Here is a 21,788-nt window from a genome sequence, read left to right on the forward strand (position 1 = left end):
TTACCGGGCCGCAGGGGCCGGAGCCGCTGCGGGTGCAGGAGCTGGTTCAGCGGCCGCGGAAGCCTTGTCGGCAGCGCCAGGCGCGGCCGCCGCTGCCGGGCCATCAGCGGGCTTGCCCTTGCGGGCCTGGGTCTTGGCGCGCAGGTCCACCTCCACGGCGCGCACCTTGTCGCCGGGCTTGATGCGCTGGAAGCCATCGACCACCACGCGCTCGCCGGCCGACAGGCCGTCCTGCAGCAGCCACATATTGCCCACGGCGCGGTCGATGTTCACGGGCCTGCGCTCGATCACGTCGTCGGCCTTGGCCACCAGCACGCTGGCCTTGCCGGTCAGGTCGCGCGTCACCGACTGCTGGGGCACCAGCAGCGCCTCGGGCGCCAGGCCCGTGGGCAGCAGCGCCTGCACATACATGCCGGGCATGAGCAGGCCCTGCGGGTTGGGCACCACGGCGCGCAGCGTGACGCTGCCCGTGGTGGCATTGACGATCACGCCGGCAAACTGCAGCTTGCCCTGGTGGCCGTATTCCGTGCCATCGTCCAGGCGGATACGCACGGCGACCTTGTCGCCCTCCACCTTCTGGAAGCGCCCGGCATCCCAGTCGCGCTTGAGCTGCAGCAGCTCGCTGGTGGACTGGGTGAAGTCCACATACATGGGGTCCAGCTGCACGATGGAGGTCAGCGCCTCCGTCTGGTTGGCCGTCACCAGCGCGCCCGGCGTCACCGTGGACAGGCTGATGCGCCCGCCGATGGGCGCCTCGATGCGGCTGTACTTGAGGTTGATGCGCGCGGTCTCCAGATTGGCCTTGGCCACGGCCACGTCAGAGCGCGACTGGGCGGCAGCGGCCTGGCTTTCCTCGAAGGCCTGCTGGCTGATGGCATCGATCTTGACCAGTTCGGCGTTGCGCCGCGCCGTGGCCTCCAGCGTGCGGGCGCTGGCCTCGGCCTTGGCCAGGGCCGCCTGGGCGCTGGCCTCGGTGGCGCGCAGCGAGGCCGCGTCGATCTGGTAGAGCTGCTGGCCCTGGCGCACCAGGGCGCCTTCGGTGAACAGGCGCTTTTGCACGATGCCCGAGACCTGGGGCCGCACCTCGGCGGTCAGCGAGGCGCGTGTGCGGCCCGGCAGCGTGGCCTCCAACTGCTGGCTCTGCTTTTGCAGCGTGACCACGCCCACCTCGGGCGCAGCCTTGGCTGCGGCGGCGGGCGCTGCATCCTGCCTGGAGCAGGCGGCCAGGCTGGCGGCCAGTGCCAGCGCGCACAGCACGGCAGCACCGGGGCGCTTGCTGCGTGCAAGCGAGGCAGAAGGTTGTGCGTGCCCTGCGCCGGGCTGGGAATCGAAAGGCGCCGCAAGGCGCGTACTCGGCGAAAGAGGCACGTCAAAATTCATAGGAACAGCGAAGTCGTTGGGGGCATCGCACGATTGTGCAGTGCCCATATTTCTTGTTTGTAAAGTGGATGGCATGCCACCGCAGTCTCGCGGCAAGACCATCCAGGATGATGCAGGTGTCGGAGCGCGCCGACACATGCAAGTTCAATGCCATTTGCCGGTCTGTTCAGTGCCTGGCGGCGGGCGCCGTGCGCACGCGCAGCATGCTGAACACGCCCGCCATGGCCGCAAAGCAGCCCGCCACGGCCAGGGCCACGATTTCGGCATGGCCACCATGCCCGCCCGAGACGGTGAAGATGGTGGCCAGCACCACGGCCCCCAGCGTCTGTCCCGTGAGCCGCGCCGAGCTCAGCATGCCGCCGGCCGCGCCGCTGCGTGCCAGCGGCGCCGAGGTCACGATGGTGTGGTTGTTGGGCGACTGGTACAGCGCAAAGCCGCTGCCCGCCAGCAGCATGCGCCAGACCATGTCCAGGGTCGAGGGCGCATCGGGCATGGCCGCCAGCGCCCACAGGCCGCAGGCGAACATGGCCATGCCGATGCCGCCCAGCAGCCCGTCCGCATAGCGGCCGATGAGCCGGCCCGCAATGGGAGCCGTCATCACCGTGGCCAGCGGCCAGGCCGTGATCAGCAGCCCGGCCTCGATGGGCGACATGCCGTGCGACTCCAGCAGCAGGAAAGGCAGGGCCAGGTAGGCCAGCATCTGCGCGCAGAAGGCGCTGACCGATCCGCACATGGACAGCGCGAACACCGGAATGCGCAGCAGGTCCACCGGCAGCAGCGGCGCAGGCAGGCGCCACTGGCGGCGCACATACCACAGCCCCACCAGCAGGCCCGCGCCCAGCAGCCACCAGCCCGAAGGCAGGGACGACTGGGCACCGCCGGCGCGCATGCCCAACTGCTCGCCGCCCAGGAAGATCAGGCTGAACATGAGGATGTTGAGCAGCACATCCAGCGGCGACAGCCGCGCGCCCGCGTGTGCCGGCACCGCATTGGCCGGCAGCGCCCGGCGTCCCAGCCACAGCGTGAACAGGCCCAGCGGCAGGTTGGCCGCAAACAGCCAGGGCCAGCTGGCCACCGACAAAATGGCCGCCGCCACCGAAGGCCCGGCCATGGATGCCGTGGCCACCACCAGCGAATTGACGGCCATGCCCCGGCCCAGCAAGGCACGCGGATAGATCAGCCGCACCAGGGCGGCGTTGACGCTCATCACGCCCGCAGCGCCCAGGCCCTGCAGCGCCCGCGCCGCCACCAGCGTGGGCAGCGATGTGGCCAGCATGGCTGCCAGCGAGGCCAGGGAGAACACCAGCATGCCCACCAGATACACGCGGCGGTAGCCCAGGCGTTCGCCCAGGGCCGCCAGCGGCAGCAGCAGCACCAGGCTGGCAAGCTGGTAGGAATTGACCACCCACAGCGTATGGGCCGAGCTGGCCTGCAGCTCGCGCGCCATGGCAGGCAGTGCCAGATTGACCAGGGTGCTGTCCAGCACCGACAGCGTCAGCCCCAGGATGATGACCAGCATCGCCTGGCCGCGAGGGCCTGACGGAAGTCCATCGTGGACAGGCGCAGCCTCTGCCGCGGGTGCCAGGCTCATGAATGGCCCTTTGCACCCACGCGGTGGGCACGTGCGCCGCCCAGCGTGATCCAGGCCAGCGCCACGCCGATCAGCGCGCCCGTGGCCATGCCCACCACCATGGGCAGGGGCTTGCCCGTGGAGAACAGGCCCACGATCTGCATGGCCGCCGCACCCGACAGCATCTGCAGCGTGCCCAGCAGCGCCGAGGCCGTGCCGGCGATGGCGCCGTGCTCCTCCAGCGCCAGCACCGAGGTCGTCGGAATCACCAGCCCCATCAGCGCGCTGGCCACGAAGTACAGGCCGATCAGCACGGCCAGCCGCTCACCGCCCAGCAGGTAGTACGACAGCAGCGACAGCATCACCAGGCCCGAGCCGGTGGCCGCCACCTTGACCACGCGCACCAGGCCGAAACGCTGGCCCAGCCAGCCCGTGAACTGCGCCGCGCCGATGAAGGCGATGGCGTTGAGCCCGAAGGCCAGGCTGTACTGGGTGGAGCTGAGCCCGTAGTAGTTGATCAGCACAAAGGGAGAGCCAGCCAGGTAGACGAAAAAGCCCGCCATGGCGCAGCCGCCGATGAAGACCAGGCCCAGGTAATGCCAGTCGCGCAGCAGCACGCCGTAGGCGCGCAGTGCGCCGGCCACGCTGCTGTCCAGCCGCGCGGCGGCCCCGCGCGTTTCCTTCAGGCCCATGAACACGGCCGCCAGGCCGATCACGGCCGCCACGGCCACGGCCCAGAACACGCCGCGCCAGCTGCTCACGGCGATCACGCCGCTGCCGGCCAGCGGCGCCAGGATGGGAGAGACGCTGAACACCAGCATCAGCAGCGACATCATGCGGGCCGCCGCATGGCCGGTGTGCAGGTCGCGCACCACGGCGCGCGGCACGGCCATGCCGGCGGCCGCGCCCAGGCCCTGGATGAAGCGCAGCACCACCAGCGTCTCGATGCTGGTGGCCATGGCGCAGCCCACGCTGGCCAGCGCGAACACGGTCAGGCCGAAGTACAGCGGCGGCTTGCGCCCCACCATGTCCGAGACCGGCCCGTACAGCAGCTGGCCCACGCCCAGCGAAAGAAAGAAGGCCGTCAGGCTGGCCTGCACCGCGCCCACCTGGGCACCCAGGCTGCTGCCGATCTGGGGCAGCGCGGGCAGGTACATGTCGATGGCAAACGGACCGATGGCCGAGAGCAGGCCCAGGATCAGCACCAGGCGCAGCGTGTGGGAATCAGGGGAAGCGGGAGACGAAGAGGGAGAAGGCATAGACGCAGACATAGACGCGCCATTGTGGCGGCAAGCGCTGCGGGCTGCAGGGCGGTGCTCACATTTCCTGGGCAGGCAGGCCGGCGCGTGCGGCGCTGCCGGCTTGCCGTGGCACAAGTTTGCGGGGCCGCAACCCTGTTACGCTCGGATACGAGATTGCCAACACAGCAGCATAGACACCCCATGCACTCATCCACGCCCCTCTTCCTGCCGACCCTCAACGCATTGCCAAGGCCCCTGCTTGCCGCCCTGCTGCTGGGCGCGTGCATGCAGGGCCCGGCCCATGCGGCGCCGCCGCAGGCCCGCGGTGACGCCAAGGCCGGCGCCACTGCCATGCTGGAAGTGTCCGAAGACGGCCGCGACGTGATCGACCGCCGCGCCCGCCTGCTGTGGCCGCGCTGCGTGGAAGGCATGCACTGGAATGGCAAGACCTGCGCGGGCCTGCCGGAGCTGTTCACGCACAAGCAGGCGCAGGCCCTGGCCGCCGAGCGGGCCAAGCAGGACGGCGTGCGCTGGCGCCTGCCGCGCGTCAACGAGATGCGCCGGCTGATCTCGCGCGATATACGGCCGCAAGGCCTGTCGCCCGAGCTGTTCCCGGGCGCGCCGCGCGGCTGGCACTGGACGGGCACGGCAGCGGTGAACGCACGGCCCGTCAATCCCTACAACTACAGCAACATCTCGGGCAGCGCCGGTACGCAGCTGTCGGCCCAGCAGGCCTGGGCGATTGACCTCGACAGCCTGGAGACGCGGCCCGACATGGGGCGCGGCAACCAGCTCATGGTGCGGCTGGTGCGGCCCCTGCCCTCCGCGCCGCCCGATGAAAAGGCCGAGGCTCCCGCCAGGCCAGCCCCCCACAGGCCGGACCCGGACGAAGAGGACTGACGCTCAGGCCGCGCGCAGCGAGGCCTTCAAGCTGGCGCCCAGTTCGGGCTTGTGCGCGAACGGGTCGGTGGGGTTGCGGCCCTGCACCACATCCTCCATGCGGGTCTGGACCGAGCCCAGGGCCTGCGGATGGCTGTAGATGTAGAACTGGTTGGCCGCAATAGCATCGAAAACCTTCTGCGCCACATCGGGGGCCGTGACCTTGCCCGAGCCCACGGCCTTCTCGCTCATGGCCTGGCCGATCTTCTGGCTGGCCGTCAGCGGCTGGGCGGCCAGATGGCTGGGCCGGTTGCGCTCGCTGTGGCTGATGCCCGTAGGCACGAAGAAGGGGCACAGCACGCTGGCGCTGATCTGGTCGGAGACCAGGGCCAGGTCCTGGTACAGCGTCTCGGTCAGGCTGACCACGGCATGCTTGCTGACGTTGTAGATGCCCATGTTGGGAGGCGCCAGCAGCCCGGCCATGCTGGCCGTGTTGACGATGTGGCCCTCGAAGGACGGATCGGCCTTGGCCGCCTCCAGCATCATGGGCGTGAACAGCCGCACGCCGTGGATCACGCCCCAGAGGTTGACGCCCAGCACCCACTGCCAATCTTCCAGCGTGTTCTCCCAGACCAGCCCGCCCGCGCCCACGCCTGCGTTGTTGAACACGAAGTGCGGCGCGCCGAACTGCTGGCGCACCTCGTCGGCCAGGGCCTGCATCTGGGCTGCGTCGGACACATCCACGCGGCGTGCCAGCACACGCACGCCCTGCCCTTCGAACTCGGCGGCAGCCTTGTCCAGCGCCTCCTGCTGCACATCGACCAGCACCAGGTTCATGCCCAGCTTCGCGCCAATGCGCGCGCACTCCAGGCCGAAGCCCGAGCCCGCGCCCGTCAGCACGGCCGTCTTGCCCTTGAAGTTCTTGATCATTCCCTTGTCTCCTTGTCTTGTCCTGATGTTCTTGTGGAAGGATTTGGCAATTAACCCTGGCCCGTACACAGCCCTCCCTCCTGGCACTGGCGGAGCCCGCCTCAGGGACACCGAGGAAGGGCCGCCCCGCACCGAGGGTGTCGTCCCCCTCCCTCGCGAAGCGAGTAGAGAGGCGACGTGCCACGGGGGGAAGGCGCGAAGCGACTCAGGGGGTGAGCTTCACAAGCTGCTTTCCGAAGTTCTTGCCCTTGAGCAAGCCCAGGAAGGCCGAGGGTGCGGAAGCAATGCCTTCGGCAATGCTCTCGCGCGGGCGCAGCTTGCCGGTGCCCACCAGGCGGCCCAGTTCCTGCAGCGCCTCGGGCCAGACTTCCATGTGCTCGCTGACGATGAAGCCTTCGATGCGGATGCGGTTGACGAGGATGAGCGCGGGATTGGTCATGGGCAGCGGCTTGCCGTCGTAGCCCGCGATCATTCCGCACAGCGCGATCCGCGCAAAGGCGTTGGTGCGCAGCAGCACGGCGTCGAGGATGTAGCCGCCCACGTTCTCGAAGTAGCCGTCGATGCCCTGCGGGCAGGCGTCCTTGAGCGCCTTGGCCATGGTCTTGGTGTCGGGGTGCTCGCGGTAGTCGATGCAGGCATCGAAGCCCAGCTCCTCGGTGGCGTAGCGGCACTTCTCGGGGCCGCCCGCAATGCCCACCACGCGGCAGCCGCGTGCCTTGGCCAGGGCCGCGAACGCGCTGCCCACGGCGCCCGTGGCGGCGCTGACCACCACGGTCTCGCCGGCCTTGGGGGCGATGATCTTGACCAGGCCGTACCAGGCCGTCACGCCGGGCATGCCCACGGCGCCCAGGTAGTGCGACAGCGGCACATGGGTGGTGTCCACCTTGCGCAGCATGCCGGGCGCATCGCCATCGACCACGCTGTATTCCTGCCAGCCGCCCATGCCCACGACCTTGTCGCCAACGGCAAACTTGGGATGGCGGCTTTCCACCACCTCGCCCACGGTGCCGCCGATCATGACCTCGCCCAGCGGCTGGGGCTGGGCATAGCTCTTGCTGTCATTCATGCGGCCGCGCATGTAGGGGTCCAGGCTCAGGTAATGGTGGCGCACCAGCACCTGGCCTTCGGCCAGCGCCGGGGTCTCGGTACTGACAAGGCGGAAATTGCTTTCCACGGCTTCGCCCTCGGGGCGGTTGTCGAGCAGGATCTGCTGGTTCACGGGCATGGGAAAACCTCCGGTGGCATCACAAACAATGAAACCAGTTCCCGGTGCTGCCGGGGCTGGCGTGTGGCATTGGGTATCTGGCAAATTCGCCGTGCGGATCAGTCCGTGGCGAGGGTTGTCTCGGCGGCGGCCGGCTTGGCCACGCGCGGCATGTACTTGAACGTTCCGGTCGCATGGCTGCACAGCCGGCCCGAGGCATCGAACACGCGCGCCTCGGTATAGGCCATGGAACGCGTGCGGTGCAGCACCACGCCCTTGGCCACCAGGGGGCCGCGCGCCGGCTGCATGAAGCTGGTCTTCATCTCTATGGTCACGCAGCCCATGTCGCGCTGCAGGCTGCGTGCGGCCACGGCCATGGTCACGTCCAGCAGGGTCATGGTGGCGCCGCCGTGGGTCACGTCAAAGGTGTTCAGGTGCTCGGGACGCGCCTCGAAGCGCAGTTCGGACTCCCCGTCCTCCATGCGGTGCAGGGTGAAACCCAGGTGGTCGACGAAGGGGATGGGGTGGCCAAAATCCAGCACGAAATTCTCCAGTTCAGATCGCAATGCAGGCGAGCATAAGGGCGCCCGAAGGCACCATGGCGCGCGGCGGCCCGATCTGCGGGAAAAACTGTCACCTCGGCAGCAGCGCCGCTGCGGCTCAACCGCCCACCAGGGCGCTGACGCCGCCGTCCACGGCCACCCACTGGCCCGTGATGTGCTTGCCCGCGTCGCTGGCGTACAGCAGGGTCAGGCCCTTGAGGTCCTCGTCGTCGCCCAGGCGGCGCAGCGGGGCGTGGGATTTCATTTCATCCTCGCCCAGGGTCTCGATCAGCACGCTGGCCATCTTGGTCTTGAAAAAGCCCGGGCAGATGGCGTTGACGGTGATGCCATGCACGCCCCACTCGCCGGCCAGCGCGCGCGTGAAGTTGATGACGGCTCCCTTGGAGGTGTTGTAGGCAATGGTCTTCATGCCCAACGGGTTGCCGCCCAGGCCTGCGATGGAGGCCAGGTTGATGATGCGCCCGGTCTTGCGCGGGATCATGCTGCGCCGCGCGATCTGCTGGCTCAGCAGGAAGTAGCCGCGCACGTTGAGGTTCATCACCTTGTCCCAGGCGGCCACTGGGTGCTCCTCGGCCGGCGCGCCCCAGCTGGCGCCTGCGTTGTTGATGAGGATGTCCACCTGGCCCAGGCGCTCCAGGGTCTCGGCGGCCAGGCGCTCGATGTCGGCCTCGTTGGCGCAGTCGGCGGCAATCCAGCGGGCGTCGATGCCTGCGGCCTGCAGCTCGGCGGCGGCTTCCTCCAGGTCGGCGGCCTTGCGCGAACTCAGCATGATCCTGGCGCCCGCCTCGCCCAACGCATGGGCCATCTGCAGGCCCAGGCCGCGCGAGCCGCCGGTCACCAGGGCCGTCTTGCCGGTGAGGTCGAAAAGTTGCTGCACATTGCGAGTCATTCGTCTGTCTCCTGCGCCGGGTCTTGTGTGCCGGTCATGGGTGGAATGGAGGGCGGCCCTCCCTTGCCGGGACGGCCTGCAGCGGCGATTGTGCAAGCCGCCCCGCCGTGCCGCATGTCACATGCGTGTCCGGCCCGTCAATCCCCGAACAGCGAGCGCGTGCCGCCCCAGGCCGCACCCTCGATCTCCAGCATGCGCAGCTTGGTCAGCGCACCTGCGCCGCCCGAAAAGCCGCCCGGCTGGGCGCCGGCGGCCAGCACGCGGTGGCAGGGAATCACGGGCGCGAAGGGGTTGAGGCCCAGCGCCTGTCCCACGGCGCGCGACAGGCCCACCTCGCCCAACTCGCGCGCGATCTCGCCATAGGTGCGCGTATGGCCGGGAGCGATGGCACGCGTCAGCTCGTAGACGCGGCGGTGAAATTCCGACACGCCGTGCCAGTCCAGCGCCAGCTCGGCCAGATCCGGCAATGCCTGGCCTGCGGGCAGCATGCGCCGTGCCCGCAGGTCGGGCAGCACCGGGCCGTCACGCAACTGCTGCGCGCTGGGCGCGGAAGGCTCCACGGTCCATTCGCCATGGCCCGCCATGAGCACCTGCACGCCGGCGATGGCCTGCGCCACGGCGGCCGGCAGGTCCTCGGCGCGCACCGCTGCCGCATAGCTGCCGGGCCTGCGCAATTGCACGCCGCGCAGCATGCGCGTGCGCGTGGCAGCCGGGCCGTCCACCTCGGGCAACTGAAAGGCCGCAAGGCCGCAGTCGCCCCAGGCCACGCCGCAGGGCCCCAAGCGCGTGGCAAACAGCGCATGGCCCGTGGCTTCGGGGTCCCAGGCCGGGCTGCCCGTGGTCGATTCGTTCGTCATGGCGGTGGTTTTCTCCTTGCAGGCGATTGTGGCCGCATGGCTGCCGCCGCTGCCCGCAGCGACCCCACCGGCACGACACTGTAAAAAAACACTGGATAAATACTGGATGTGCAGCCAGTTATTACTGTATATTTCGCCAGTCATCATCCTCATCTCATGAACCATGGACATGCAAGAAGCCGCCTTCACCGTCACCTTGTGTGACTACCCCAACCTGCCCGAGCAGGAACGCAACAAGGCCGAGGCACGCTATGCCCGCGTGCTCGAACGCCAGCTCGGCAGCGCCGAGCAGGTCAGTGAAACCCTGTACCTGGTAGAGGGCCTGGAAGACACGCCCCCTGAAGAAATCAGCGACGACGCCAAGCTCGCCTTCGCCCGCTGGATGAAGGCTGCGCGCGCCGCCACCGAGGCCGGCATGCAGGGCCTGGGCGACGGCGAATGCAGTTTCTTCGAGGTGCGGCGCGGCTGGCGGCATTGAGCCTGCCCGCAGCACGGCTGAATGGGGCCTGAAACCAGGTTTGCCCGGGTTTGCCTGGGCTGGGCCCCAAACTGCATACACTGGCAGACCTTTTCGTCGGCCCCTGCCTGGTTCCAAGCGGTTCCACCGGGCATGCCCGGCACCCCTGCCAGACACAGCCCTTCCCATGCAAGCCCTGCTCGACGCCATCGCCCGGATGGCCCTGCCCTCCGACGCCCAACGCATCTTCCACGGCCGTGGCGGCCTGTACCCGGGCTGCGAGCATCTGGTGCTCGATGCCTTTCCGCCCGTGCTGGTGCTCACCAGCTTCCAGCCGCTGGACGAAGACGCCCTGGCCGCCATCGGCACGGCGCTGTCACTGCGCTGGAGCGAACTGGCACCGGGCCAGCCCCTGAACTGGGTCTACCAGCTGCGCCAGCCCGCCGCGCCCGCCGAAACCCGGCTCATGGCCGGCGAAGTGCCAGACCCGCACATCGTCACCGAGGCCGGCACGCGCTACCGCGTGCAGGTGCTGCGCGGCCAGAACCACGGCCTGTTCCTGGACATGGCCGAAGGCCGGCGCTGGGTGCACGCGCATGTGGCCAACCATCCCGAGCACCGCCATGGCATCAAGGTGCTCAACCTGTTCGCCTACACCTGCGCCTTTTCGGTGGTGGCCCTGCAGGCCGGCGCGCGCCATGTGATGAACATGGACATGGCCCAGGGCGCGCTGGCCACGGGCCAGCAGAACCACCGGCTCAACGATCTGTCGGGCGCCAGCTTCCTGGCCCACGACATCTTCAGCAGCTGGGGCAAGATCACGCGCGGCGGGCCGTACCACCTGATCGTGGTGGACCCGCCCAGCTACCAGAAGGGCAGCTTCGTCGCCACCAAGGACTATGCCCGCCTGATGCGCCGCCTGCCCGACCTGCTGCGCCCAGGCGGCCATGTGCTGCTGTGCCTGAACGCGCCGGAGATGGGTACGCAGTTCCTGACATCGCAGATGCAGGAAGTGGCGCCCGAGCTGGAGTTCGTCGAGCGCCTGGCCAACCCGGCCACCTTCGCCGACATCGATGCCGAGCGCAGCCTCAAGGTGCTGGTCTACAGGGCGCCCGCAACACCCGCAGCGGCCGACACGGCTTCCTGACCCGCCCGGCCCTTGAGCGCACGGCGCCCCGCATAGACGGCGGCCGGGCCCAGTTCGCGCTCGATGCGCAGCAGCCGGTTGTACTTGGCCGTGCGGTCGGCGCGCGACAGCGAGCCGGTCTTGATCATGGCGCACTGGGCCGCCACGGCCAGGTCGGCAATGCTGGTGTCCTCGGTCTCGCCCGAGCGGTGCGACATCACCACGCCATAGCCCGCGCCATGCGCCAGGCGCAGCACGTCCCAGGTTTCGGTCAGCGTGCCGATCTGGTTGATCTTGACCAGGATGGCGTTGCCCACGCCCCGGGCAATGCCGCTCTCGAACAGGCCGGGGTTCGTGCAGAACACATCGTCGCCCACCAGCTGGCAGCGTCCGCCCAGGCGCCGGCCCAGGGCCTGCCAGCCCTCGATATCGTCCTCGGCCATGCCGTCCTCGATGGAGACGATGGGGTAGTGCTCCACCAGTTGCGCCAGGTAGTCCACCTGCTGCTGGCGGCTGCGCACCAGGCCCTCGCCCGCGTAGCGGTAGCCGTCCTCGCCATGGAACTCGCTGGCCGCAGGGTCCAGGGCCAGAGCGATGTCCCTGCCGGGGCGCAGGCCGGCGCGCTCGATGGCGGCCATCAGGTGGTCCAGCGCCTCGGGCGCGCTGCGCAGGGCGGGCGCAAAGCCGCCCTCGTCGCCCACGTTGACGCTGTGGCCTGCGGCCTTGAGCGCATGGCGCAGCGTGTGAAAGACCTCGGCGCCCATGCGCAGCGCCTCACCGAAGCTGTCCGCCCCCACCGGCAGCAGCATGAACTCCTGGAAGTCCAGCGGATTGTCGGCATGGGCGCCGCCGTTGATGACATTGATCATGGGCACGGGCAGCACGCGCGCCTGGGCGCCGCCCATGTGCCGCCACAGCGGCATGCGCTGGCTGGCCGCCGCCGCGCGCGCCACGGCCAGCGACACGCCCAGCAGCGCGTTGGCGCCCAGCCGGCTTTTGCCGGGCGTGCCGTCCAGCGCCATCATGGCCGTGTCGATGCGGCCCTGGGCGTCGGCCCGCATGCCGCGCAGCAGATCGCGCAGCTCGGTGTTGACGGCCTGCACCGCCCCCAGCACGCCCTTGCCCAGGTGGCGCGAGGCATCGCCGTCGCGCCGCTCCAGCGCCTCATGCCGCCCCGTGGAGGCGCCCGACGGCACCAGGGCCAGGCCGCGCGCGCCGTCCTCCAGTTCGACCTCGACCTCCACGGTGGGGTGGCCCCGGCTGTCCAGCGCCTCATGGGCCGCGATATCGGTGATCTGCATGGAAACTCCTTTTCGTCAAGAAATTGAACTGTGCAAAGGAGCTGGCAAGCCCGCACAACTCCAATGCACAGGCTTCCATGCTAGAAATCACGGCGATGCGGGACAATGCAGTTTTTCTGCCTATGCGTCAGCTTTTCTGACGAATTGATTGCCATGAGACAACTGCCACCGCTGGCCGCCCTGCGCGCCTTCGAGGCCATTGCCCGCACCGGCTCGGTGACCCGCGCGGCCGAGGAACTGTGCCGCAGCCACGGCGCCATCAGCCGCCACCTGCGCCTGCTGCAGGAGCACGCGGGCGCGGCGCTGTTCGAGAAAGAAGGCACGGGCCTGCGCCTGACCGAGGCCGGCGCCGCCTTCCATGCCTCGGTGCGCACGGCCTTCGACCATCTGGAGGCCGCCTATGCCCAGCTGGCGCGCGACGCCCAGGCACCGGGGCTGCATGTAGCCTGCAGCGCCACCTTTGCCATGCGCTGGCTGGTGCCGCAGCTGGCGGTGTTCTACCGCAGCCACCCGCATATCCGCATCCGCCTGTCCATGACCTCGGCGCGCGAGATGCGCCACGAGGGCGCCGACCTGATCATTGCCTGGGACCTGTCCACCTACGGCGAGGCCGACCGCCACCGCGCCATCGAACTGGCGCCCGTGCACTTCGGCGCCGTGTGCACGCCGGCCTATGCCCGGCGCCGGCCCGCCAACCGCGCGCGCATTGCACATGAGTACACGGCCAGTGCCTGGAACCAATGGGAAGCCCTCACGGGCCAGCCCGTGGCCCTGGGCGAGACGCTGGCGTTCCCGCACACCCACCTGTGCATAGAGGCAGCACTGTCGGGCCTGGGCGTTGCCCTCGTGGAGCAGCGGCTGATCGCACGCGAGCTCCAGGAGGGGCTGCTGGTGGCGCCCCATGGCTTCGTGCCCTTCGAGGGTGGCCTGCGCGCCGTGCCCGCTGCAGGGCGTGCGCTGCCGGCCCAGGCGGGGGTCTTCATCGAATGGATGCGCGGCGCGCTGGCCGCCGTGCCGGCATAGGCCGGACGGCCTAAGCCCTGCCCCATTCGCGCAGGCGCCGGTACAGCAGCCCGCGCGAGACGCCCAGCATGCGGGCGGCCTGCGAGATATTGCCCTGGCAGCGGGCCAGGGCCTGCTCGATCAGCTCGCGGCTGGCCTCGCCCAGGGAGGACGGTGCCTCGGACGGCGCCTCGGCGGGCGGCGGCAGGGCCTCGATGGCCGGCAGCCCCTCTTCGACCTGGGAAGATGCCTCATCCAGCCTCGCCTCCATCCACAGCGTCAGCCCCGTGGGCAGCATCTGCGGGCGCGCCTGGCCGTGGTGGGCCAGCTCCAGCAACTGGTTCAGGCCCAGGCCGAAGACTTCCTCTGCCGCCAGCCCCTCGGCGGGCCGGCGCGGGCAGTCGAACAACTGGGCGCCCACGCCGTTGAACCACCGCACCATGCCTTCGCCATCCACGGCGGCCAGCCCTTCCAGCGGCGTGCCGAACATGCTGCGGCTGGACTGGAAGCGCAGCAACAGGTGCATGCGGGCGGCGCCCACCAGCAGCCGGTTCTCGATGCAGGTGGCGTACATGTGGGCCATGGCGCCTGCGTCGAAGCGAAAGGGGCCCGCCTCGCTGCTCAGGTCCAGCATGGCCACGGTGCGCCCGCTGGCATCGCGCACGGGCGCGGCCGCGCAGTGCAGCGAGGCCAGGCAGCGAAAGAAATGCTCGCCGCCACGCACATGGCAGACCTCGCCCGTGCGCACGGCCACGCCGGGTGCGCCCGTGCCCACGGCATCCTCGGCAATGTTCACGCCCACGCGCGCGGCCGTCAGCAGCAGCGGGCCGTCGCCCGGCGTGGGGCGCGAGGCGATCAGCACCACGCCCTCGCTGCAGGTGAGCATGGCGCGCGCCTGGCTGCCCGCGATCACGGTTTCGAGTTCGGCGATGGGGTCGCGCGCCGCCTCGATCAGCGCGCGGTTGTGGGTCAGCAAGGTGGCCGTGCGGATCTTGCTGACCGGGTCGAAGCTGATCTTCTCGTCGGGGCTGCGGCTGGCGCCCAGGCAGCGCGTCCAGGACTGCAGCACGGGCTCGGACACCAGGCCCGATGGGCGCTCGCCGCGCTCGAAATAGCGCTCGCGCGCCAGCGCCACCCGGTCCTGGCGCGAGGCATAGAAGGGGTTGGAGGGCAGTGGGGCGGGAGGCGGCTGTTGCATGACGGACATCAAAACTGCCGCGATTGTTGTTCCGCCACGGCACAGGACAGCACTAGGGAAATCACCCGTGTTGGAACGGCTTGCCGGGCTCGGTAACCTCGGGCATCGCCACAGGCCCGCCCGCAATGACACGCTCCCCCCACAGCACAAGACACCCCCGGCCCGCCCTGCCCACCCTGGGCGCCGCACTGGCCTGCACGCTGCACGCCCTGCCCGCCCAGGCGGCAAACGCAGCGCAGGACTCCAGCGAGGCCCTGCTCGCCCCCGTGGTCATCACGGCCAGCCAGCCCGGCGCCGGCCCCGACCTGTGGCGCGCCACCGCCGCCATCGACAGCGTGGACGGCACGGTGCTGCGCGAGGGGCAGATGCAGGTCAACCTGTCCGAAAGCCTGGCGCGCGTGCCGGGCCTGGTGGTGCTGAACCGCCAGAACTTCGCCCAGGACCTGCAGATCTCGGTGCGCGGCTTCGGTGCGCGCTCCACCTTTGGCGTGCGCGGGCTGCGCCTGTACGTGGACGGCATCCCGGCCGGCGCGCCCGACGGCCAGGGCCAAGCCGCCAACTTCACGCTGGGCAACGCCGCGCGCCTGGACGTGGTGCGCGGCCCGGCCGCCGTGCTCTACGGCAACAGCGCAGGCGGTGCACTGCTGCTGTACACCGAAGACGGCGAGGAGCCCGGCCTGTGGCGCAGCGGCATGGCCATGGGGCCGGACGGGCTGTGGCGCCTGTCCACCCAGCTGCGCGGCACGATCGGGGGCAGAAAGCCGGACCAGGCGGATGGCGGCTCCGCCCCATGGCGCTATGCCATCCACATCGAGCGCTTCGCCACTGACGGCATGCGCCCCCAATCGGCCGCAGACCGCAGTACGGCCCACATGAAACTGTCGCGCCAGCAAGGAGATGACCAATGGCTGCTGCAGTACCAGGAGCAGCGCGCCAGCGCCCAGGACCCGCTGGGCCTGACACGCGCCGAGTTCGAGGCCGACCCCGGCCAGACCACGGCCAGCGCGCTGCGCTTCAATACGCGCAAAAGCGTGCGCCAGCGCCAGCTGGGCGCCGCCTGGCAGCACCAGTTCGGCGCGGGCCAGCGCCTGGAACTCATGGCCTATGCGGGCACGCGCTCCGTGCTGCAGTCCCAGTCCATTCCCGTGGCCACGCAGGCGCCGCCCTCGCATTCAGGCGGCGTGATCGACCTGGACCGCGACTACGCGGGCATGAACCTGCGCTGGCGCAGCACCCATGAGGACGTGGCCGGCGGCCGGCTGGACTGGTCGGCAGGCCTGGCCTACGACTGGCAGGGCGAGACCCGGCGCGGCTACGAGAACTTCATCGGCAGCCAGCTCGGCGTGCAGGGCCGGCTGCGCCGCGACGAACGCAACCAGGCGCGCTCCGCCGACCCCTATCTGCAGGCCGAGTGGAGCACGCAGAGCGTGGCCCTGAGCGCCGGCCTGCGCCAGGCGCGCGTGCGCTACCGCTCCGAGGACCACTACATCGCAGCCGGCAATGGCGACGACAGCGGCAGCATGGCCTGGCGCGGCTGGCTGCCCTCGCTGGGCCTGCGCGTGAACCTGCTGCCGGAGCTGGTGGCCCACGCATCGGTGGGCCGGGGCATGGAAACGCCCACGCTCAACGAAGTGGCCTACCGGCCCGGTGGCCAAAATGGCATGAACAGCGGCCTGAACACCGGCCTGGCCGCCAGCGCCCACAACACCGTCGAGGTCGGCCTGCGCGGGCGCCACGGCAACGCGGGCTGGAACCTCACGCTGTTCGAGACCCATACCCAGCGCGAACTCACCGTACTGTCCAACACGGGAGGGCGCGCCACCTACCAGAACGCAGGCCGCACGCTGCGCCGGGGGCTGGAATTCTCGGGCAACGCCCAATGGGGATCGCTCACGGCCAGCACCGCCCTGACCCTGCTGCAGGCCCGCTACCGCGACAGCTTCCTGACCTGCGAGGCCACGCCCTGCACCACGCCCACCGCCCCGGTGGATGCCGGCGCGCGCCTGGCCGGCACCGCGCCGCGCCGCCTGTGGAGCGAGCTGGCCTGGCAGCTGTCGCCGCAATGGACCTGGACCGTGGACATGCTGCACAGCGGCCCCGTGGCCGTGAACGACCGCAACACCGACCGCGCGGCCGGCTACACCGTCTGGGGCTCCAGCCTGCGCTGGTCGCGGCAATGGCAGCAGTGGAGCGCCCAGACCTTTGTGCGGCTGGACAACCTGTTCGACCGGCGCTTTGCAGGGTCGGTCATCGTCAACGAGGGCAACCAGCGGTTCTTCGAACCGGGTGCGGGACGCGGGCTGTCGGCCGGGGTGACGGTCAGCCGGACGTTCTGAGCTGTTCCACGGCGGTACAGATCCGCCCCCGGGTAAATCCGAATGTTGTGACCCGAGGTCGCTTTTTTTATCGTCTCCCACATGGTGCCCTTGCCCCCAGCGCCATGCACGCAAAAACAAACCACACAGGAGACGAGACAACATGAAGACCCACGTGCTTTCCTCCACGCTGCTGGCCGCCGGCCTGGTGCTGGCCCTGCCGGGCGCCGCGCTGGCGCAGGCAGGCCTGCCAAGCAAAGGCTCGCCCGAGCACATACGCGCCGTCACCTCGCGCATCGACTCGCAGAGCATCCGCGACAACGCGCGCAGCTCCAAGGACTGGCCCAGCTACGGCATGGACTACAGCGAGACGCGCTTTTCCAAACTCAGGCAGCTGGACACGGCCAACGTGAAGCGGCTGGGCCTGGTCTGGTCGTATGACCTGGAATCCACGCGCGGCGTGGAGTCCACGCCCGTGGTGGTCGATGGAATCATGTACGTCACGGCCAGTTGGAGCGTGGTGCATGCGGTGGACGTGCGCACCGGCAAGCGCCTGTGGAGCTACGACCCCGGCGTGGACCGAGCCAACGGCTTCAAGGGCTGCTGCGACGTGGTCAACCGGGGCGTGGCGGTCTACAAGGGCAAGGTGTATGTGGGCGCCTTCGATGGCCGCCTGGTGGCGCTGGACGCGGCCACGGGCCAGAAGGTCTGGGAGCAGGACACCATCATCGACCGCGCCTTCTCGTACACCATCACGGGCGCACCGCGCGTCATCAAGGGCAAGGTGCTGATCGGCAACGGCGGCGCCGAGTACGGCGTGCGCGGCTATGTCACGGCCTATGACGCCGAGACCGGTGCCCAGCAGTGGCGCTGGTTCACCGTGCCCGGCGATCCGTCCAAGCCGTTCGAGAACGAGGCCATGGCCCGCGCCGCCAAGACCTGGGACCCGGCCGGCAAGTGGTGGGAGGCCGGTGGCGGCGGCACGGCCTGGGACACCATGGCCTATGACCCCGAGCTCAACCTCATGTACATCGGCACGGGCAACGGCTCGCCCTGGGCGCAAGCCAAGCGCAGCCCGGCCGGTGGCGACAACCTGTACCTGGCCAGCATCGTGGCGCTGAACCCCGATACGGGCGAGTACGTCTGGCATTACCAGGAGACGCCGGGCGACAGCTGGGACTTCACCTCCACCCAGCCCATGGTGCTGGCCGACATCAAGATCGGCGGCAAGCCGCGCAAGGTCATCCTGCATGCGCCCAAGAACGGCTTCTTCTTCGTCATCGACCGCACCAACGGCCAGTTCATCTCGGCCAAGAACTTCGTCGACGTGAACTGGGCCAGCGGCTACGACGCCAAGGGCCGCCCCATCGAGACACCGATTGCGCGCAGCGGCGACCGCGCGCGCGACGTGATTCCCAGCCCCTTCGGCGCCCACAACTGGCATTCCATGTCCTACAGCCCCGACACGGGCCTGGCCTACCTGCCGGCCCAGCATGTGCCGCTGACCCTGCAGGACAACAAGAACTGGAAGTTCAACGGCGGCTCCCTGCCCGAGCCGCACAGCAATATCGGCTGGAACACGGCCACGCTGGTCAACATGGAGCCGCCCAAGAGCACGCCCTTCGGCCGCCTGATCGCCTGGGACCCGGTGGCACAGAAGGAGCGCTGGCGCGTGGAGCATGCCTCGCCCTGGAACGGCGGCACGCTGGCCACGGCGGGCAACCTGGTGTTCCAGGGCACGGCCGACGGCCGCTTCGTGGCCTATGACGCGCGCAACGGCAAGAAGCTCTGGGAAAAGCCCACGGGCACGGGCGTGGTGGCCGCACCCATCACCTATGAGGTCGATGGCCGCCAGTACGTCTCCATCGCCGTGGGCTGGGGTGGCGTCTACGGCCTGGCCGCGCGCCACACCGAGCGCAAGGGCCCGGGCACGGTCTACACCTTCGCGCTGGACGGCAAGGCCGAGGCGCCTGCCTTCGTCGCCTACCAGCAGGGCAAGCTGCTGCAGGGCGTGCCCTACGACAAGAGCCTGGTGGCCGAAGGCACGGCCCTGTATGTCAGCAACTGCGCCTTCTGCCACGGCGTGCCCGGCGTGGACCGGGGGGGCAACCTGCCCAACCTGGGCTACCTGGACCCGGCCTATATCGAGCACCTGGACAAGTTCATCTTCAAGGGCCCGGCCATGTCGCGCGGCATGCCCGACTTCACGGGCAAGCTGAGCATGGACGACGTGGAAAAGATCAAGGCCTTCATCCAGGGCACGGCTGACGCGGTGCGGCCCAAGTAGCCAGCGCGAGCCGCCCTCCCCCTCCCCCAACCTCCCATTCCCCTCCCCGGCCCTGCTGTCCTGCAGCAGGCCTGGGCAGGGCTTTGCCTGAAAACACCGGACCGGACTCTTCGCCATGCCATCCAAGCCCTTCACCCGCGCATCCCTGGCCCTGGCAGCCATGGCCGCATGCGCCACCTTCAATGCCCACGCCGTCGATATCGACGCGGGCGACTACACCGCCCTGCCGCCCGGCACCACGCTGGGCATGGTCTATTACCAGCACGCCACGCGGGACAGCCTCTATGCCAATGGCGACCAGGCGCCCATACGGCCGAGGCTGACCTCGGACATCGGCATAGCGCGCGGCGTGCACTTCATGAAGCTGGGCGACTACGTGATCGACCCGCAGTTCCTGCTGCCCTTCGGGCGCCTGTCGGCCTCGCGCGATATCGCGGCCATGGGCAGCAATACCGGCGTGGGCGACCTGATGCTGGCCGCCACCCTGTGGCTGACCAAGCCCGGCGACAAGGAGCACTTCGGCATCACCCCCTTTGTCTGGCTGCCCACGGGCCAGTACAGCCGCAACGACCCGCTGAGCCTGGGCGAGAACCGCTGGAAGGCCGCCCTGCAGGCCGGCTGGATCAAGCCGCTGGGCAAGCGCGTGACCATGGACCTGGCGGCCGATGTCACCGTCTTCGGCAAGAACGACGACTTCGGCGCCCAAAGCGCCACGCTCAAGCAAAAGGCGCAGTTCCAGTTCCAGGGCCTGCTGCGCTACCACCTGTCGGAGACCTCGGACCTGCGCCTGGGCCTGTCGCACCTGACGGGCGGCGAGACCCAGGTCAACGGCGTGTCGCAAGGCGACCGCCAGTCCACCACCAAGGTCTCTTTCGGCGGCGCGGTCTTTGTCGCGCCCAAGACGCAGTTGCTGGCCACCGTGGGCCGCGACCTGCATGTGCGCCAGGGCTTCAAGGAGAACGCCCGCATCAACCTGCGCCTGCTGCAGGTTTTCTGATCCCACACCCCCCTTTCTCCCGTTCACCCCCAAGGAGCACACCATGAACCTCAGCGACATCCAGCACCAGATCACCGAGCGCGCCAGCGCCTTCCTCAACCGGGGCACGCATGACCTCTTCATCGACGGCCAATGGGTGGCGGCCCGGACCGGCCAGCGCCTGTCCACCGTCAACCCGGCCACCGAGGCCGTGCTCGCCGAAGTCGCCAGCGCCGGCCCGGCCGATGTGGACCTGGCCGTGCGCGCCGCCCACCGCGCGCTGCACCTGGGCCCCTGGGGCCGCATGCGCCCCGTGGAGCGCGAGCGCCTGATGCTGCGCCTGGCCGACCTCATGGAGACCCATGCCCAGGCCCTGGCCGAGGTCGAATCGCTGGACAACGGCAAGTCCGCCGCCATTGCGCGCGCCGTGGACATCGCCATGGCCATAGACTCCATCCGCTACATGGCCGGCTGGGCCACCAAGATCGAGGGCATGACGCACGAGCACTCCGTGCCCTTCGCGCCCGAGGCGCAGATGTTCACCTACACCCGGCGCGAGCCCGTGGGCGTGGTCGCCGCCGTCGTGCCCTGGAACTTCCCCCTGCTCATGGCCAGCTGGAAGCTGGCGCCCGCGCTGGCCGCAGGCTGCACCCTGGTGCTCAAGCCCGCCGAACAGACGCCGCTGACCGCGCTGATGCTGGCCGAGCTGATCCAGGAAGCGGGCTTTCCGCCCGGCGTGTTCAACGTGGTCACGGGCGACGGCCCCGGTACCGGCGCGCCCCTGGTCTCGCACCCGCTGGTCAACAAGGTCAGCTTCACGGGCTCGACCGAGGTGGGCAAGCTCATCGGCCATGCCTGCATGGACAACATGACGCGCATCACGCTGGAGCTGGGCGGCAAGTCCCCCGTCATCGTGCTGGATGACTGCGACCCCGCCACGGCGGCGGCGGGCGCGGCCAATGCCATCTTCTTCAACCACGGCCAGGTCTGCTGCGCGGGCTCGCGCCTATACGTGCACAAAAGCATGTTCGACCGCGTGGTGGCCGACGTGGCCGACCAGGCCGCCCAACTCACCCTGGGCCATGGCCTGGACCCCAGCGCGCAGATGGGCCCGCTGGTCTCGCAGGAGCAGATGGAGCGCGTCTGCAGCTACATCGACATAGGCCGCAGCCAGGGCGCCGAGGTGGTGACGGGCGGCGCCCGCGCAGGCCAGCGCGGCTACTTCGTGCAGCCCACGGTGATGACCGGCGTGCAGCACGACCACCGCGTGGCACGCGAGGAAATCTTCGGCCCCGTGCTCGTGGCCATGCCCTATGACGACCTCGACGAAGTCGCCGCCTGGGCCAACGACACGCCCTATGGCCTGGGCGCCAGCATCTGGTCCAACAACCTGTCCAAGGTCCACCGGCTGATCCCCAAGATCCAGTCCGGCACGGTCTGGGTCAACTGCCACAGCACCCTGGACCCGGGCATGCCCTTCGGCGGCTACAAGCAGTCCGGCATGGGCCGCGACATGGGCCGCACCGCGCTGGATGCCTACCTGGAGACCAAGTCGGTGTTCATCAATCTGTGAGGGGGTGCGGCGGGCTGCCCCCGGGCCCGCCTGCTCCTGC

Annotated in this window: 18 protein-coding genes; 8 read left to right on the plus strand and 10 right to left on the minus strand. The window is 69.5% G+C overall.

The annotated features are described in order from the left end of the window. The 3 genes from ACF8LI_RS13335 to ACF8LI_RS13345 form a co-directional block, all read right to left on the minus strand. Window positions 1-1,380 carry an efflux RND transporter periplasmic adaptor subunit gene (locus ACF8LI_RS13335; protein ID WP_392413014.1) on the minus strand — a complete coding sequence of 460 codons (1,380 nt, stop codon included), beginning with the start codon at window positions 1,378-1,380 and terminating at the stop codon, window positions 1-3. Between the two features lie 166 nt (window positions 1,381-1,546). Then, window positions 1,547-2,971, minus strand: a complete 1,425-nt coding sequence (locus ACF8LI_RS13340; protein WP_074922840.1) for an MFS transporter — start codon at window positions 2,969-2,971, stop codon at window positions 1,547-1,549. Next, window positions 2,968-4,209, minus strand: coding sequence for a multidrug effflux MFS transporter (locus ACF8LI_RS13345; protein ID WP_016446797.1), 1,242 nt, complete (start codon window positions 4,207-4,209; stop codon window positions 2,968-2,970). The genes ACF8LI_RS13340 and ACF8LI_RS13345 overlap by 4 nt, the downstream gene beginning before the upstream one ends. Before the next feature lie 183 nt (window positions 4,210-4,392). Here ACF8LI_RS13345 and ACF8LI_RS13350 point away from each other — a divergent pair, with 183 nt between their 5' ends. Beyond that, entirely contained in the window at window positions 4,393-5,091 is a 699-nt protein-coding gene (locus ACF8LI_RS13350; RefSeq protein ID WP_160853375.1) for a DUF1566 domain-containing protein, read from the plus strand. A gap of 3 nt (window positions 5,092-5,094) precedes the next feature. Here ACF8LI_RS13350 and ACF8LI_RS13355 read toward each other — a convergent pair whose 3' ends face one another. The 5 genes from ACF8LI_RS13355 to ACF8LI_RS13375 form a co-directional block, all read right to left on the minus strand. After that, entirely contained in the window at window positions 5,095-6,000 is a 906-nt protein-coding gene (locus ACF8LI_RS13355; protein ID WP_017407325.1) for an SDR family oxidoreductase, read from the minus strand. Window positions 6,001-6,205: 205 nt separating this feature from the next. Next, complete coding sequence (locus ACF8LI_RS13360; RefSeq protein ID WP_016452875.1) at window positions 6,206-7,225, minus strand: NADP-dependent oxidoreductase; 1,020 nt, start codon at window positions 7,223-7,225, stop codon at window positions 6,206-6,208. A 98-nt stretch (window positions 7,226-7,323) separates the two neighbouring features. Next, window positions 7,324-7,746: a PaaI family thioesterase gene (locus tag ACF8LI_RS13365; RefSeq protein ID WP_016446794.1), complete on the minus strand. Its 423-nt coding sequence runs from the start codon at window positions 7,744-7,746 to the stop codon at window positions 7,324-7,326. 118 nt (window positions 7,747-7,864) lie between these two features. Continuing rightward, window positions 7,865-8,656: an SDR family oxidoreductase gene (locus ACF8LI_RS13370; protein WP_160853373.1), complete on the minus strand. Its 792-nt coding sequence runs from the start codon at window positions 8,654-8,656 to the stop codon at window positions 7,865-7,867. Between the two features lie 137 nt (window positions 8,657-8,793). Then, the gene (locus tag ACF8LI_RS13375) at window positions 8,794-9,513 is read right to left on the minus strand and encodes a methylated-DNA--[protein]-cysteine S-methyltransferase (RefSeq protein ID WP_392413018.1); all 720 of its coding nucleotides are present in this window, start codon (window positions 9,511-9,513) and stop codon (window positions 8,794-8,796) included. 163 nt (window positions 9,514-9,676) lie between these two features. Here ACF8LI_RS13375 and ACF8LI_RS13380 point away from each other — a divergent pair, with 163 nt between their 5' ends. Continuing rightward, on the plus strand, window positions 9,677-9,991 hold the full coding sequence (locus ACF8LI_RS13380; RefSeq protein WP_013802728.1) for a hypothetical protein: 315 nt from the start codon (window positions 9,677-9,679) through the stop codon (window positions 9,989-9,991). A gap of 166 nt (window positions 9,992-10,157) precedes the next feature. Then, window positions 10,158-11,117, plus strand: coding sequence for a class I SAM-dependent methyltransferase (locus tag ACF8LI_RS13385; protein WP_047327656.1), 960 nt, complete (start codon window positions 10,158-10,160; stop codon window positions 11,115-11,117). Here ACF8LI_RS13385 and eno read toward each other — a convergent pair. Beyond that, window positions 11,072-12,397: a phosphopyruvate hydratase gene (gene eno / locus ACF8LI_RS13390; RefSeq protein WP_392413021.1), complete on the minus strand. Its 1,326-nt coding sequence runs from the start codon at window positions 12,395-12,397 to the stop codon at window positions 11,072-11,074. The genes ACF8LI_RS13385 and eno overlap by 46 nt on opposite strands. 105 nt (window positions 12,398-12,502) lie before the next feature. Between eno and ACF8LI_RS13395 the strand changes: the two genes are divergently transcribed. Next, window positions 12,503-13,420: a LysR substrate-binding domain-containing protein gene (locus ACF8LI_RS13395; protein WP_392413023.1), complete on the plus strand. Its 918-nt coding sequence runs from the start codon at window positions 12,503-12,505 to the stop codon at window positions 13,418-13,420. A 10-nt stretch (window positions 13,421-13,430) separates the two neighbouring features. On the opposite strand, the gene ACF8LI_RS13400 is transcribed toward ACF8LI_RS13395, so the two are convergent. After that, a complete protein-coding gene (locus tag ACF8LI_RS13400) occupies window positions 13,431-14,597 on the minus strand; it encodes a helix-turn-helix domain-containing protein (RefSeq protein ID WP_241150364.1) in 1,167 nt (388 codons plus the stop codon). A gap of 125 nt (window positions 14,598-14,722) precedes the next feature. Here ACF8LI_RS13400 and ACF8LI_RS13405 point away from each other — a divergent pair, with 125 nt between their 5' ends. The 4 genes from ACF8LI_RS13405 to ACF8LI_RS13420 all read left to right on the plus strand — a co-directional run bounded on the left by ACF8LI_RS13405 (window position 14,723) and on the right by ACF8LI_RS13420 (window position 21,748). Beyond that, a complete protein-coding gene (locus tag ACF8LI_RS13405) occupies window positions 14,723-16,933 on the plus strand; it encodes a TonB-dependent receptor domain-containing protein (RefSeq protein ID WP_392413025.1) in 2,211 nt (736 codons plus the stop codon). Between the two features lie 142 nt (window positions 16,934-17,075). Then, entirely contained in the window at window positions 17,076-19,199 is a 2,124-nt protein-coding gene (locus tag ACF8LI_RS13410) for a PQQ-dependent dehydrogenase, methanol/ethanol family (protein WP_392413027.1), read from the plus strand. A gap of 115 nt (window positions 19,200-19,314) precedes the next feature. Further along, entirely contained in the window at window positions 19,315-20,196 is an 882-nt protein-coding gene (locus ACF8LI_RS13415; RefSeq protein ID WP_016446785.1) for a transporter, read from the plus strand. Between the two features lie 43 nt (window positions 20,197-20,239). Next, complete coding sequence (locus ACF8LI_RS13420) at window positions 20,240-21,748, plus strand: aldehyde dehydrogenase family protein (protein ID WP_392413029.1); 1,509 nt, start codon at window positions 20,240-20,242, stop codon at window positions 21,746-21,748. Window positions 21,749-21,788 lie beyond the last annotated feature (40 nt).

The organism is Delftia sp. WSY_12 (assembly GCF_043104645.1).
GTDB lineage: Bacteria > Pseudomonadota > Gammaproteobacteria > Burkholderiales > Burkholderiaceae_C > Comamonas > Comamonas tsuruhatensis.